The organism is Parasedimentitalea huanghaiensis (assembly GCF_009753675.1).
Lineage (GTDB): Bacteria > Pseudomonadota > Alphaproteobacteria > Rhodobacterales > Rhodobacteraceae > Parasedimentitalea > Parasedimentitalea huanghaiensis.
Window position 1 is genome coordinate 37,479 of the sequence record NZ_WQLV01000006.1, and the last position, 13,805, is coordinate 51,283.

The following is a 13,805-nucleotide window of genomic DNA, read 5'->3' on the forward strand; positions in this document are numbered from 1 at the left end:
AGAAACGGTGGAATTCAACACCTCCATGGCTTCTGGGACTTGCTGTCGCGAATCGCCCACGTTACGATTCAAGGATGGCCACTTGTCTACTCTACCGCCAGATCCCCGCACGGATCCCCCGTTTCTATCGCGTTGAACTGGCGATGAACCTTTTTTCTGAGGTCTCGGTTCTGCGCGAATGGGGCGTCGCCGGACGCAATGGACAAAGTGTTATCAACAACTATGCCAATTTGCGCGACGCCTCAAAAGCGGCCGACCAGTACCGGAACCGCGCGTTGAAACGCGGTTACGCCAGAGCCTGAGCCGCCCCTGCCAAAACTTCTAGTCCCAGAACCAGGTCTGCTTCATCAGTGTCTTCATCAAAGGCATGACTAATGCCGCCGATCGAAGGCACAAACAACATCGCGACCGGCATCACCGATGCCATGTTCGACGCATCATGCAAGGCACCGGACGGCATGCGACGCCACTGATTTGGAGCTGATTGCCCGGCGGACTTGATTAAGGCGTCCTGCAGACCTGCGTCCATCGCAACCGGCTCGATCCCCATCACCGGACCAAGCGTCACTTCAAGTCCGCGCTCTGTGGCGGTTTCCATGGCCAAATCGTGAATGACCTGCTCCATTTGCTTTAATCGTGCGGCATCCTCATCTCGCCATTGCATCGAAAAGGTTACCTGCCCCGGCACGACAGAAGAGGCATTCGGGTGAAGCGACACATGGCCGATGGTCCAGACTGTTGTTGGCGTGACCACATCTGCCAGTCGATTGTTCAGCATAGCATTAAAGGCTGACAGTCCCTGAAACGCATCCTGACGCAAATGCATCGGAGTGGTTCCGGCGTGGTTTTGTCGGCCTGAAAAACTGATCCGCATGTCACGAATACCAACGATATTGCTGACCACACCGATTCTATCATCACTTTGATCCAACGATGGGCCTTGCTCGATATGCATTTCCAGAAACCCGCTGAAACGATCATGGGGTAAAAAGGGCCCTGTCAGGTCAGCCATCCGCCCCCGTGCCTGAGCAAGTGTAAGCCCATCATTGTCAGTGAACGCATCAGCCTGCTGTAAAGATACGTTTTCCGACCAGACATCAGATCCCGTAGTCACACCAAAGCGGCCTTCTTCATCCTGAAAACTGACAGCTGAAATCGGAGCAGCACCGGCTTCTTTGGCAGCGCGGGCAATTTCCAAGCCCGCAATCACACCCAAAGCCCCATCCAGCCATCCGCCTTCGGGCTGGCTGTCGCTGTGCGATCCAATCAACAGGGAACGTTCGCCGCCAAGGCCAAACAGATTGCCAAGTGGGTCAAAATGCACGTCCAGTCCTGCGTCAGCCATACGTGAGGCCAGCCATTCCCGGGACGCAAGATCGGCATCACTATAGGCCTGCCGCACCACGCCCTTGCCAATACCCGAAGCCCCAAAGCTGCGTAGCTTGTGCAAATCGGCCAAAAATCTCTTAGCATTCACAGTCATATCCGGCCTCTTTTTCGATCACTTCAATCCGTTGTTTCATGGCGGATTTCCTGTGGCAATGGCTACTCAACTACCAGACAATTTCAAAAGATGTGCAACAAACAAAACGCTCTCTTTCCACTGTTGCAAACCTCGCCTAAGACTTGCCAATCAGTACAGGGAACCGCCGCATGTCTCACATCACACTCATTCGTCACGGACAGGCCAATACCGGTGCCCGGGATGAGGACAGTTATGATAAGTTGAGCCCATTGGGACACCAGCAGGCGGCTTGGTTAGGTGAGCATCTGAAGGCGAGTGACCTCCATCATACGCGCGTGTTCTGTGGCACTTTGACTCGTCACATTGAAACCGCGCAAGGCATGGGTGTCGCCAGTAACATCACACGAGACCCGCGGCTCAATGAAATGGAGTATTTCACACTCGCCCAGCTTATGGAGCAGCAGCATGGGCTCGAAATTCCCACAGAACGCGAAGGTTTTGTACAGCACCTGCCCCGTGTGTTTGCGGCCTGGCAAGCGAACGATATTGAAAACCCACCAGAATCCTGGCGGGACTTTGAGAACCGCGTCAACGGTGCACTGACCGATATCGCCACGGGGGACGGACCAGCATTGGTTGTAACCTCAGGCGGTTTGATTTCCATCGCGATGCGATTGGCACTGGGGCTGGATACGTTGGCGACGGCCAGAATGGCACTGGCGATCATGAACACCTCCATGCACCGGTTGCACCCGATTGATGGCCACCTTTGCCCAGTTCTGTTCAACGCAGTGCCACATCTGGACAATCCCAATCGCCATTTCGCTCAAACCCATCTGTAATTTCAACACCGTCTCAATATAACAAGGATTTAACATGCAACTGTATTACGCTCCTGGCACCATCTCAGTCGCTGTGGCTATTGCCTTGCAAGAGGCAGGACTTGAACATGAAGCCATCAAAATTGATTTCTCCAAGAACGAACAGTCTTCGTCTGGATATGCTCAAATCAATCCAAAAGGACGAGTGCCCGCACTTGTTGTTGATGGCGGCATCTTGACTGAAACTGGTGCGCTACTGGAATACATTGCTGATCTAGCGCCACAGTCAGGCCTGCGCCCTTCCGACCCCCTGATGGCCTCGCGCATGCGGGAAGTCATGTTTTATCTCGCTTCAACCATGCATGTCGCGCATGCGCATAAAATGCGCGGTCATCGTTGGGCTGACAACCCGGCCTCGCACAAAGACATGGCCGCCAAGGTTCCTCAGACCATGAGCGACTGTTGCGCCTACATCACCTCAAACGGACTACGCGGCCCCTTTGTGCTGGGTGATGAACTTAGTCTGGCGGATTGCTATCTCTATCTGGTTTGCACCTGGTTGAACGGCGACGGCGTTGCGCTTGACGACTTCCCCAAAATCAAATCATTCATGGCAGCAATGGAACAACGCGACTCGGTCCGCGCCATTTATGCGGCCGGTATGCTGTAAAGGACATGACTATGACACATCTCTGGGTTCGGGCTGAACAACGGCTCAACGAAGATCGGGTTGGCCTGACACCTAAAGGCGCCAAGGCGCTGATGGATGCCGGGATCAAAGTCACAGTCGAGGAAAGCTCGGTCCGCGCAATTCCATTGCAGGGCTATGTCGATGCGGGTTGTGATATTGCACCGGAAAACAGCTGGTCACAAGCGCCGACTGACGCCATCATATTTGGCCTGAAAGAACTACCTGAGGATGGAACACCGCTGCCGCACCGCCACATCATGTTCGGCCATGCCTTCAAAGGGCAGCATTCAGGCAAGGCGCTGCTGGATCGATTCAAGGCAGGTGGTGGTACCCTGTACGATCTTGAATATCTAGTGGATGAAGCGGGCCGCCGTGTCGCTGCCTTTGGCTACTGGGCCGGCTATGCAGGTGCGGCGGTTACCTTGAAAACCTGGGCCGCCCAGCAACATGGGAAAAGCTGCGGTTCCGTTGGTGTCTACCCCAACAAAGACAGCTTACTGGCAGAACTCAGTGGCGAACTGGATGCGACCAGATCCGACCGTCCCAAGGCCATTGTTATCGGCGCATTGGGACGGGTTGGCACCGGGGCAGCAGACCTGTGCGAAGCCATGGGCGTACACGTCACCAAATGGGATATGGCTGAAACATCCTCCGGGGGCCCCTTCCCCGAAATCCTGAACCATGATCTGTTCCTGAACTGCATCTTTGCCCGCCCCGGCACCCCGGTTTTTGTCCCGCGCGACGCATTGACCACGCCACGCAAGCTAACCGCCATTGGCGACGTCGCCTGCGACCCGGACAGTGATTACAACCCAGTTCCGGTCTATGATCGCGCCACAACATGGGAGGAGCCTGCCCTTCGAGTGGCAACTGACCCTGTTTTGGACGTAATGGCGATCGACAACCTGCCCTCGATGCTGCCTGTTGAAAGCTCCGAAGACTACGCCGAACAATTGCTGCCATCTCTGCTGACGTTGGTTGATCTGGATGCAGGTGTCTGGGGACGCGCAGCAATGACCTTTGCCGAACACACCAAAGACTAGTCAAACACGGCTTTGGCCGCTACAGCGCTTATGAACTTCATATGAGGGGGAAACACTCATGACCATCCACTGGTGCGGCACCGGCCTTTCGGCCATTCCCGGTCTGCGTCGCCTGCTTCAAGCAGGGCATGACGTTGCGGTGTGGAACCGTACAACCGCAAAGGCGCAAGAGGCCGTTGGCGATCTGACCCAGAACATCCATGCTTTTGATATCGACAGCCTGGGTGCTCGCGTCGTCAAAGGTGATGTTGTCGTCTCGATGTTGCCCGGCGACTGGCATGTGCAACTGGCAGAACTGGCCATCGCCAAAGAGGCGCATTTTGTTTCGTCGTCTTATATCGCACCTGAAATGCGTGCACTGAACGACAAGGCCCTCGCCGCCGGTGTCGCCGTGATCAACGAGGTTGGCCTTGACCCGGGCATCGACCACCTGATGGCCCACGCGCTGGTGGAGGATTACAAGGCATCCGATGCCTATGACGCCAGCAACGAAATCAGCTTTATCTCGTACTGTGGTGGCATCCCAAAGATCGCCAATGATTTCCGCTACAAATTCAGCTGGTCGCCGCTTGGGGTGCTCAAGGCCCTACGCTCCCCGTCTCGCTCGATCCGCGACCACAAGCCACTGGATGTTGCGCGCCCTTGGGATGCCATCTCCAGCTACACCGCGCCGCTGCCCACACCGGAAAGCTTCGAGGTTTACCCAAACCGCGACTCGATCCCATTCATGCAGCAGTACGAATTTGGCAAGGACTGGTCGGTCAAGGAATTCGTTCGCGGCACCCTGCGCCTCAATGGCTGGGCTGAGGCCTGGGACGGCGTCTTCAAAGAGGTCGAAACTCTGTCCGGCCCGTCAGGTGACGCTCGGCTCAAGGAAATGTCTGACCAGTTCTGGAACGACAACGCCTATGACGATGGCGAACCTGATCGCGTTGTGCTCTGTGTTGCGCTAAGGGCTGAAAAAGACGGCGCCGAAGTCTGGCACAAGACCTATGTCATGGATGCCTGGGGCAACGAGGACAGTACTGCCATGGCGCGCCTGGTATCGATCCCGGTTTCCTTTGCAATCGAGGCCGCGATGAACGGCCAGATCGATGCTGGTGTACACGCCGCCCCTAGCGATCCCAAACTGGTCACGCAGTGGATGCAAGAGATTGGCAAACTGGCTCAACATCTCCAGTTGATTGACCATCACGCATAAACCAACAAATCTGGGGCCTGCCAAATGTGGGCCCCCGTTCCCTTGTTCATCTCGCCATAAATGTCCCGGGGAGTTTGAGGGGCTGACCCCTCAATTGCGCTGCGGTTACCGCCCACCGCCACGAGGCACGGACTACATTAGATCGTCTTCGACTTCATGTGCTGAAATTCCCAGCGCATCCAAACCATTTTCCAAATGATCCGCCAAATGGGGTGAGCCCAACAGGTAGTCGGCACAGGGGGTCGAAGCATCGCGTCTGGCTGTCAGAATCGCCTCTGCCAGATCCTCGGCAAAAAAGCTCTCGCGACCAATCCACATCACCGCAACCAGCTCTGCCTGTTCATCTTCATTCAGACGATCAATAAAGGCCCGCAATTCACCTTCGGCCCGATGTAACTCCCGCGCCATCATCGCCACCTGTGCTACTTTACGGGCTGAAATTCCCAGCATGGCCCAGCTCCTTCTATCTGCATGGATTAAGCATAACAGATAAACCAGTATTCCAGTTAAACTTTGATCTGGAACAATCCTGTCGCGATGAATGATCTAGCCACGGCCGAAGATTTCGATGCCGCCGCTACGCCCGCGTAGCTCAGCGGCCGGCAGCGGGATCCAAGCCTGCGACGCGGGCACCACCGATGCGGCTTGCAACACTGCCGCAGAGACAATGATCCCCTGCTTCTCCTGTTTGGTCAGTTGCTCCAGCCGCGCCGCAATATTCACCGTGTCGCCAAACACCGTGTATTCCAACCGTTGCGGGTCACCGACCACCCCGGAAAACACCTCGCCCCAGTGCAGCCCGATCCCCACCAATACGGCGTCTTCACCTGTTTCCTGCCGAGCATCAGACCAATTCGCCATGCTTTTTTTCAGCGCCGAGGCACACTCAATCGCCCGTGTTGCAGCCCCATCTCCTTCAAACAACACCATCGCAGCATCGCCCATGAACTTATCTATCATCCCACCACTGGCATCCGAGCATCCCTGAACGCGACTGCGGAAATCGGTAATGTAGCTGCCGACCTCTTGTGGATCCCGGTCCTGCGACCAACGGGTAAACCCCCGAATATCGATGAACAAAACAGCCATATTCTGACGCTTCCCGCGGCGCAGGTTGTCCAGGCTGGTCTCGGCAAGCCGATGGGCCAGCTGAGCAGGTAGATACCGCGTCAAATTGGCCTTTTGTTGGGCCTCGGTAATCGACCTGTGAACCAGTCGCCGGGTGCGCCAGGCTGCCACCACCAGAACAACGCCGCCAAGGGCGATCATGGTCACGCGAATGATATTGGGCGGGCCGGATAGCAGGATCTGCGCACGCTCTACTATGAATGGCGTCACCTCTTCTGGTTGCCACAGCGATAGTGCCGCCAAACCGACGGCAATCACAGCGACGCAGTAGGCCTGTAAATACGGGTTAAAGCGCAAAACCGTAAAGCCAAAGATCACGGGCACCAGCCAGGTTGGGGGCAGAATAAATGTCAACTCTCCCGGCAGGCCAGTGTTTGCCAATCCAACCCAGGCGTTGACCAACATGAACAGGCAATCCACCGTGACCAGTGGCCAGACCATCCAACTGCGAATACGCCCCGTTCGAGCCATCCAGAGTGAGATCATCCCGACCAGCAAATAAGAGCTCATGGTCGCCACTGCAAAAACCCACTGCCTGCGCAGGTAGTTTTCCGGCGAACTGTTACTGCCCTTCACTGCCAGAAAGAACATCGCCAACAGGCCAAGGGCGACCGCAATCCGCAGCAGAGACACGACCTGCTCGGCTTCGACTTCAGCCTTCTTCAGCAGTGCGTTATCTGGCGCGAGTATGCTCATGTTTCAAATGGCCTCAGTGACACAATGGTTCTGCGGTATTTAGGAACGATTTCTCAAAAACCTAGAAAATTACTCGTCTCCCAACAGGTCTGTCACCTGTCGAGCATCACTTTCAACCTGCGCTGGGGTGTTTAGTTCGGATCCACTCGCAACCACACCCATAGCCTCGAATTTACGGGCCGAGGGTAGCACCCGCGCCTCCAGCGACCCGACCGCCTTGTTGTAACTGCTGACGGAGGACGACAATGACCGGCCGACCGAGGCCAGATTGTTCGAGAACGTGACCAGTCGCTTGTACAACTCCTTAGCCGTGTCCTGCACTTCCAGTGCATTCTCGGCCATCTTTTCTTGCTGCCAGCCATAGGCAATGGATTTCACCAACGCCATCAGGGTTGTTGGTGTGGCGATCAAAACTTTGTTCTCAAACGCATATTCGATCAGCCCCGGATCCACTTCAGCGGCTGCCGACACAAATGTCTCGCCGGGGATAAACATCACCACAAAATCCGGCGTCTCACCCAGTGCATTTTGATAGGCCTTTGACGACAGCTGTTTCACATGGGTACGCACATGCCGTGCATGACGCGTCAAATGTTCTTGCTGCTGTTCAGGCGTTTCAGCCTCCAGCGCATCCAGATATCCGTCCAATGGGGTCTTGGCATCCACCACGATGCTTTTGCCACCGGGAATGCGCACAATCGCATCCGGGCGACGCAACCCGTCATCAGTGCCCAGCGATTTTTCCAGATCATAGTCCACATGCTCGGACATCCCGGCCATGTCGAACACCTGCCGCAGCTGCATTTCGCCCCAACGTCCCCGCGTTTTGGGGGCGCGCAATGCCTGCACCAACTTACGGGTCTCGCCGCCCAGTGTCGCCTGCCCGTCGGTCAGCGCCTTCACCTGCTCACGGATTGCCCCATAGGCCTCGGTCCGGGCTTGTTCGATCTCTTTGATCCGGTCGCCAAACTGACCCAGCTTTTCGTCCAATGGCTTGACCAGACCTTCAATTGCGGCATGGCGCTTGGCCAGGTCCGCATCCGCTGTTTGGGAATGGGTTTTGAACCGCTCGCTGACCAGTGACAGAAAGTTCTCGGAGTTTTGTTTGAGCACGCCGGATGCCATTGTCGAAAACTCATGCTTCAACTTCTGGTTCATCTTATCCAGCTCTTCAAGACGCACATCATGTTCACTTTTCAATGCGCGTACTTCAGCCTCGGCCTGATGTCGCGCTGCAACCTCGCCATCGCGCAACTGTCGCAGTGCAGCAAGCTCTCCGTTCAATTCCGGCACCCGGGCTACTTCGCTCTGCATCGAGGCACAGACCTGGCGCAGTTCTATATTTTCGCTCCGAAGGTCTTCGACCACTGCAACTTGTTTACGGGTCAGCACCCACAAAACGGCAAACAAAACGGTTGCGCCAGCCAAGGCCAAGGCAACCAACGGCCACAAAGAAGGATCTACTTGCACAGGACGGCTCCCATTTTGTGCCCTAAGGTATCTAAAGTGTTGCTATTCTTCATTAAGGTCTAAGAGCACAAAGTGCCACCTCAGTACCGTCCTTCGAGAAACCCCATGAACTCAGATTCTGGACAGGGAAAATCTTCAAATTCCATTAGGTCATCCTGAACAATGATGACTTTTTTATCGACATGCCGGATGAAAAAAATCGTATTGGTGTAGACTTCTACTTTTCCGTCTTTAACTTTGCCACACAGGAGTTTTTTCAAAAGTTTGAGAGGCAAGCCCTCCATTTCAAGGTCTAGTCGGTACAATATATGGCTTGGTAATTTCATGTTTTCAAAATTCTTATTTATAGGGAAACCTGGTTACTAAGAGTTCATCGTTGTTGAAATTAATTCTCAACCGGATTGGATCAACTACGTCCAAACAGCCGTTCAATATCGGCCAGTTTCAATTCAACATAGGTAGGGCGGCCATGGTTACACTGGCCAGAATGCGGCGTCGCTTCCATTTCGCGCAACAGGGCGTTCATCTCTTCGCCGCGCATGCGACGGCCGGACCGAATCGAGCCATGACAGGCCACCCTGCTCAGAATCGCCTCGACCTTGGCCTGCACCAACTGGCTGCTGCCCTGATCATCCAGCTCGTCCAGAATATCCTTGATCATCGCCTCGGCGTTGACCTCGCCTAAGATTGCAGGCGTCTCGCGCACGGCGACAGCCCCACCACCAAAGGGTTCGATCCCTAGCCCAAATTTGGCCAGCTCATCCGCCACCTCCAGCAGCTTGGCACTGTCATTGTCGCTCAGCTCGACAATCTCAGGTATCAACAAGGCCTGAGCAGCCACGCCATTTTCGGCCATCTGGTTCTTCAGCTTTTCATAGACCAAACGCTCATGCGCGGCATGCTGGTCAACAATCACCATACCGTCGGCGGTCTGGGCGATGATATAGTTTTCATGCACCTGCCCGCGTGCCGCACCCAGTGGCAGATGCTCCACCCCGGGCGCGGTGGCCTCTCCCGCATCCGACATGGACCCCGGGGCTTCGACCAGTTGACCGCTATAGCTCTCGGCCAGCTCAGCAAAGCCCAGGCTGGGGGGCAGATCTGCCGGTCTCTGGGCGGCATAAGATGCGCCGCGTGCACCCATCGAAGGGCGATCCATCTGATAGACCCTTGGCGGCATCCCCTGGGTCTCTGGCGTCATTGAGCCCAGTGTTGCGCTGCCCACAGTTGTCGACGCACGATGCCCCGCCTCGGCCAATGCGTGGCGTAAGGCGGACACAATCAACCCACGCGCAATACCCGGATCGCGGAACCGCACTTCGGACTTAGCCGGGTGAACGTTGACGTCCACCATTTCCGGGTCGCAATCGATAAACAGCGCTGCCGCCGGGTGACGATCGCGGCTCAGGAAATCAAAATAGGCGCCGCGCAATGCACCCTGCAACATCTTGTCTTTCACCGGACGGGTGTTGACGAACAAGAACTGCGCCACGGCTGCACCGCGTGAATAGGTCGGCAACGCCGCATAGCCATACAGCCGGATGCCATCACGGGCGGCGTCAATTTTCAGCGCGTTCTCGGCAAACTCGCGCCCCAACACCGACGCCAGCCGCCCATGCAGCGCATCAAACAGATCACCACTCAGCGGATCAGCGCGAAACGTCACCCGCCCCTGTCCACCGCCCGAGACATCGCGCAGGGTGAAGCCAATCGAGGGTTCCGCCATCGCCAGCCGCTTGATCACATCCGAAATCGCCTGCGATTCTGCCCGGTCCGTTCGCATGAACTTCAACCGTGCCGGAGTGGCGTAGAACAGATCTGACAGTTCCACCACCGTGCCGGATCGCAGCGCGGCCGGTCGTACCGGTTCTATCTTGCCGCCTGCTACCTTGATCATTGCCGCGTCATGTCCTTCGGCGCGACTGGTGATGTTAAGCCGTCCCACCGCCCCCAAACTCGGCAACGCCTCACCGCGGAAACCGAAGGTGTGGATGTTCAAAAGGTCTGATCCGTCAATTTTGGAGGTCGCATGACGCGACAGGGCCAGTGGTAGATCATCGGGCGACATGCCGCAGCCATCATCGGTGATGCGGATCAGGGTTTTGCCGCCATCCGCTATCTCAATACCGATCCGGGTTGCACCCGCATCAATGGCGTTTTCCACCAGTTCCTTAACCGCAGAGGCCGGCCGTTCCACCACCTCACCCGCCGCAATCCGGTTGATGGCGGCGTCGTCCAACTGACGAATGACAGGACGTTCACTGTCGCTGATATGGGGGTCTGGCGTATTCATACCGCTAAATTTAGCAGAGGTGTGAGATTCTACCAGCCCAATAGAAGCCCGTGCCTACACGCCAACTGGTGCACCGCTGCGGGTTCGACACGGACCAAACCGCGCCGCGGCAGCCAGAATAACGCCGGATACCGTGGCGATCATCCCCGCAGCGCTAACGGCATCTTGCGCGCCCAGCCATAGGGGGCCGTAGCCAGCCAGTACATACCCAAAAACGGCAGACAGCACCGCAAAACCAACGCTCCACGCGACTTGGCCTTCCAGTTGGTTCGACATCATGCGCGCCGCTGCCGGTGGACAGATGAACATGGCAATCACGATGATGGACCCCACCGCATCAAAAGCAGCCACAGCAGCTACCGCTGCGGTGATCACCAGTGCCAACCCCAGCAGGTTGGTACGGATCCCCAGAGTGCGGGCAAAGCCCTCGTCAAAGGTCGAAATTTTCAACACGCGCCAAAACATCGCAATGAAGAGCGTGACCGCCAACAGCGTCAGCGCCATACGTGGCAGCTCGACCGGCAAATGCGCCAGCGCTTGCACGTCTAAAAGTGACGACCAACCCACGGCATCCAACCAGATCAGGCTTTCCAGATTACCATACAGTGCGTGTTCCACATCCAGATGCACTGACGATGTATCGGTTTGTTCCAGCAACAACACTCCGCCAGCAAACATAGTGGTGAACACCACACCCATTGCAGCGCCGGGTTCGATCCGGCCCAAACGGCGGATTGCCTCGATCAGCACCACGGCAACCACCGCCGCGCCAGCAGCACCCAGCATCATTGGTGCGGCCGAAATCGCTCCGGTCAGTAGGAACGCGACCACGATGCCCGGCAACACCACATGGCTGATGGCGTCGCCAATCAGCGCCTGTTTCCGCAGCAACAGGAAATTCCCCGGCAGCGCGCAAGCCACAGCAGCAAAGATGCCGATCAGTAGCGGGGTCAGCGACAGGGGGACGAACTCTTCACCGCTCATGCCAGAACTTCCTTTGGGCCGCCAATTTGACGGTCGATTTCGGTAATTTGATCTTGGGTCAACACAGATTCGATCTGACGCAACCCGTCATACAGCGCCGCGGCGGCCTCATGCGCCTGATCGCTACGCACCACCGCCCAGCGCCGCTCGTCGCGCAGCGCCTTGGCCGCGCGGGCCTTGCCCTTATCTGTGGCAACCCCGTCGGCGCGTACCAGCCCACCGTTGCGCAGCAGCCGTAAGGTTAGCTTTTCATAAATGGGTTGTCCTTGTGCCAGTGCCAGCAGGCCCTGACGCAGATGCACCCGGCGCTGAAATCTAAAGTGACGCAGTACCGCCGCCAGCACGCCCCGATTGGGGGCGAACAGCAGTGAGAACAGGAACAGCGCAAAACTCACCAACACGATGATCGGGCCGGTGGGCAGGTTTGGGGCCGAAGCCGACATCGCTGCGCCGATATAGGCCGACAGACCACCTGCTAGCCCTGCCAGCAGCACCACATAATCGGATCGCTCGGTCCAGAACCGCGCAGTCACTGCGGGGATGATCAGCAAGGCCACGATAAGAATCAGACCCACGATCTTGAGACCCACCACGGTAACCGCCATGACCAGCCCCATCATCGCCATGTCGATCTTACTGACCGGCAAGCCTCGGGCGGCGGCATATTCAGGATCAAAGGCCACCAGTGTCATCGGACGTCGGATCAGCAGGATCAGCAGCAACGTCACCGCCCCGCCGACCGCGATTACCATCGCATCGGCCCAGAGCATTCCGGCGGTTGATCCCAACAGAAACCCTTCGAGCCCGGCCTGACGGCCCACACCCAGCGTTTGGATCACTGTCAGCAGCACAATGCCAAAGCCAAAGAACACTGACAGTACCGACCCAATCGCCGCGTCCTCGGCCAGGCGTGTATTGCGGGTCAGCCAGTTCAGGCACCACAGTCCAGCACTGGCAGAAGCAGCCGAGCCGAAAAGCAACCCAATCAGATTACGGCCGTCGCCGCCGAAGCTGGCCATAATGAGGAACGCAATGCAGACCCCCGGCAGGGTGGCGTGCGAGATTGCATCACTTACCAGCGCCCGCTTTCGTAGAAAAAGAAATGTCCCGGTAACGCCTGCGGAAATCCCAAGCAGAGTCGCACCGATAGCCACCAGCGTGGCGTTGTAACCAAGCTGCAACAGCAGAGCATCAATCAACATGTTACTTATCCCAGCGCCAGAGCGAGCTGATCGACCTGTGCCGTTGCCAGACGTCCACCATAGGCCGCCTGTAAAGTTTCAGCAGTAAATGCCTCAGCCACGGTTCCCTCGGCCACTTTGCGGGTGTTGATCAGGAATACGTTGTCGAAATAATCCGCCACGGTCGCCAGATCGTGATGCACCACCACAACGGTTTTACCAGCTTCACGCAGCGATTTGAGTACGCCGATAATGGCTTTCTCGGTCGCAGCATCCACCCCGGCAAAAGGTTCATCCAGCAGGTAAAGGTCAGCACCCTGTGCTAATGCGCGCGCGAGGAATACACGCTGTTGTTGGCCACCGGACAGTTGGCCAATTTGACGGGTGGCAAAGTCGCCCATGCCCACCCGATCCAGACAGTCCATCGCCTTGGCCTTGTGGTCACCACGCAAGCGACCCAGCAGACCCAGCTCGCGGTACAGGCCCATCAACACCACGTCGATCACCCGTGTTGGAAAATCCCAGTCCACACTGGCACGTTGCGGTACATAGGCAATGCGCGCGCGCTGCGCGTCCAGCGGTTTGCCAAACACCTGAATCTGACCGGATACCGGCGGTACAATGCCCAGCGCAGCCTTGAGCATGGTGGATTTACCGGCACCATTGGGACCGATAATCGCCGTCATCTTACCCGCTTCGACCGTCATATCTACTGAGAAGACAGCCGGTTTTTGACCGTAAGAAACCGTCAAGCCTTGGATTGCCAGTGGACTGTTCTCTGACGCCTGACTTTGTTTCACCTGTCCATCACTGCATGCCAAATCCAACATAC

Annotated in this window: 14 protein-coding genes; 5 read left to right on the plus strand and 9 right to left on the minus strand. The window is 56.7% G+C overall.

Annotation, left to right across the window (positions count from 1 at the left end):
- Positions 1-74 precede the first annotated feature (74 nt).
- The gene (locus GO984_RS11075; RefSeq protein ID WP_138162971.1) at positions 75-302 is read left to right on the plus strand and encodes a WGR domain-containing protein; all 228 of its coding nucleotides are present in this window, start codon (positions 75-77) and stop codon (positions 300-302) included.
- Here GO984_RS11075 and GO984_RS11080 read toward each other — a convergent pair.
- On the minus strand, positions 287-1,483 hold the full coding sequence (locus GO984_RS11080) for a hydantoinase/carbamoylase family amidase (RefSeq protein ID WP_157022609.1): 1,197 nt from the start codon (positions 1,481-1,483) through the stop codon (positions 287-289). The two genes, GO984_RS11075 and GO984_RS11080, sit on opposite strands and share 16 nt — an antisense overlap.
- Before the next feature lie 170 nt (positions 1,484-1,653).
- On the opposite strand from GO984_RS11080, the gene GO984_RS11085 reads away from it, so the two are divergent.
- The 4 genes from GO984_RS11085 to GO984_RS11100 are packed head-to-tail and all read left to right on the plus strand — an operon-like array spanning position 1,654 to position 5,221.
- Positions 1,654-2,307: a histidine phosphatase family protein gene (locus GO984_RS11085; RefSeq protein WP_157022610.1), complete on the plus strand. Its 654-nt coding sequence runs from the start codon at positions 1,654-1,656 to the stop codon at positions 2,305-2,307.
- A gap of 34 nt (positions 2,308-2,341) precedes the next feature.
- Entirely contained in the window at positions 2,342-2,956 is a 615-nt protein-coding gene (locus GO984_RS11090; RefSeq protein WP_157022611.1) for a glutathione S-transferase family protein, read from the plus strand.
- A gap of 11 nt (positions 2,957-2,967) precedes the next feature.
- Positions 2,968-4,020, plus strand: coding sequence for a saccharopine dehydrogenase (locus GO984_RS11095; protein WP_157022612.1), 1,053 nt, complete (start codon positions 2,968-2,970; stop codon positions 4,018-4,020).
- Between the two features lie 58 nt (positions 4,021-4,078).
- Positions 4,079-5,221 (plus strand): saccharopine dehydrogenase family protein, encoded by a 1,143-nt coding sequence (locus GO984_RS11100; protein WP_157022613.1) that lies wholly within the window; start codon positions 4,079-4,081, stop codon positions 5,219-5,221.
- Positions 5,222-5,353: 132 nt separating this feature from the next.
- Here GO984_RS11100 and GO984_RS11105 read toward each other — a convergent pair whose 3' ends face one another.
- The 8 genes from GO984_RS11105 to GO984_RS11140 all read right to left on the minus strand — a co-directional run bounded on the left by GO984_RS11105 (position 5,354) and on the right by GO984_RS11140 (position 13,803).
- Complete coding sequence (locus GO984_RS11105) at positions 5,354-5,671, minus strand: DUF3775 domain-containing protein (RefSeq protein ID WP_138162965.1); 318 nt, start codon at positions 5,669-5,671, stop codon at positions 5,354-5,356.
- Between the two features lie 96 nt (positions 5,672-5,767).
- Complete coding sequence (locus GO984_RS11110; protein ID WP_157022614.1) at positions 5,768-7,045, minus strand: adenylate/guanylate cyclase domain-containing protein; 1,278 nt, start codon at positions 7,043-7,045, stop codon at positions 5,768-5,770.
- 69 nt (positions 7,046-7,114) lie between these two features.
- Positions 7,115-8,515 (minus strand): DNA recombination protein RmuC, encoded by a 1,401-nt coding sequence (locus tag GO984_RS11115; protein WP_342448077.1) that lies wholly within the window; start codon positions 8,513-8,515, stop codon positions 7,115-7,117.
- An 80-nt stretch (positions 8,516-8,595) separates the two neighbouring features.
- Entirely contained in the window at positions 8,596-8,841 is a 246-nt protein-coding gene (locus GO984_RS11120; protein WP_157022615.1) for a hypothetical protein, read from the minus strand.
- Between the two features lie 80 nt (positions 8,842-8,921).
- The gene (gene mutL / locus GO984_RS11125; RefSeq protein WP_157022616.1) at positions 8,922-10,808 is read right to left on the minus strand and encodes a DNA mismatch repair endonuclease MutL; all 1,887 of its coding nucleotides are present in this window, start codon (positions 10,806-10,808) and stop codon (positions 8,922-8,924) included.
- A 54-nt stretch (positions 10,809-10,862) separates the two neighbouring features.
- Positions 10,863-11,792 (minus strand): metal ABC transporter permease, encoded by a 930-nt coding sequence (locus GO984_RS11130; protein ID WP_157022617.1) that lies wholly within the window; start codon positions 11,790-11,792, stop codon positions 10,863-10,865.
- A complete protein-coding gene (locus GO984_RS11135; RefSeq protein ID WP_157022618.1) occupies positions 11,789-12,994 on the minus strand; it encodes a metal ABC transporter permease in 1,206 nt (401 codons plus the stop codon). The genes GO984_RS11130 and GO984_RS11135 overlap by 4 nt, the downstream gene beginning before the upstream one ends.
- Positions 12,995-12,999: 5 nt before the next feature.
- Positions 13,000-13,803 (minus strand): metal ABC transporter ATP-binding protein, encoded by an 804-nt coding sequence (locus GO984_RS11140; protein ID WP_157022619.1) that lies wholly within the window; start codon positions 13,801-13,803, stop codon positions 13,000-13,002.
- Positions 13,804-13,805: the final 2 nt, after the last annotated feature.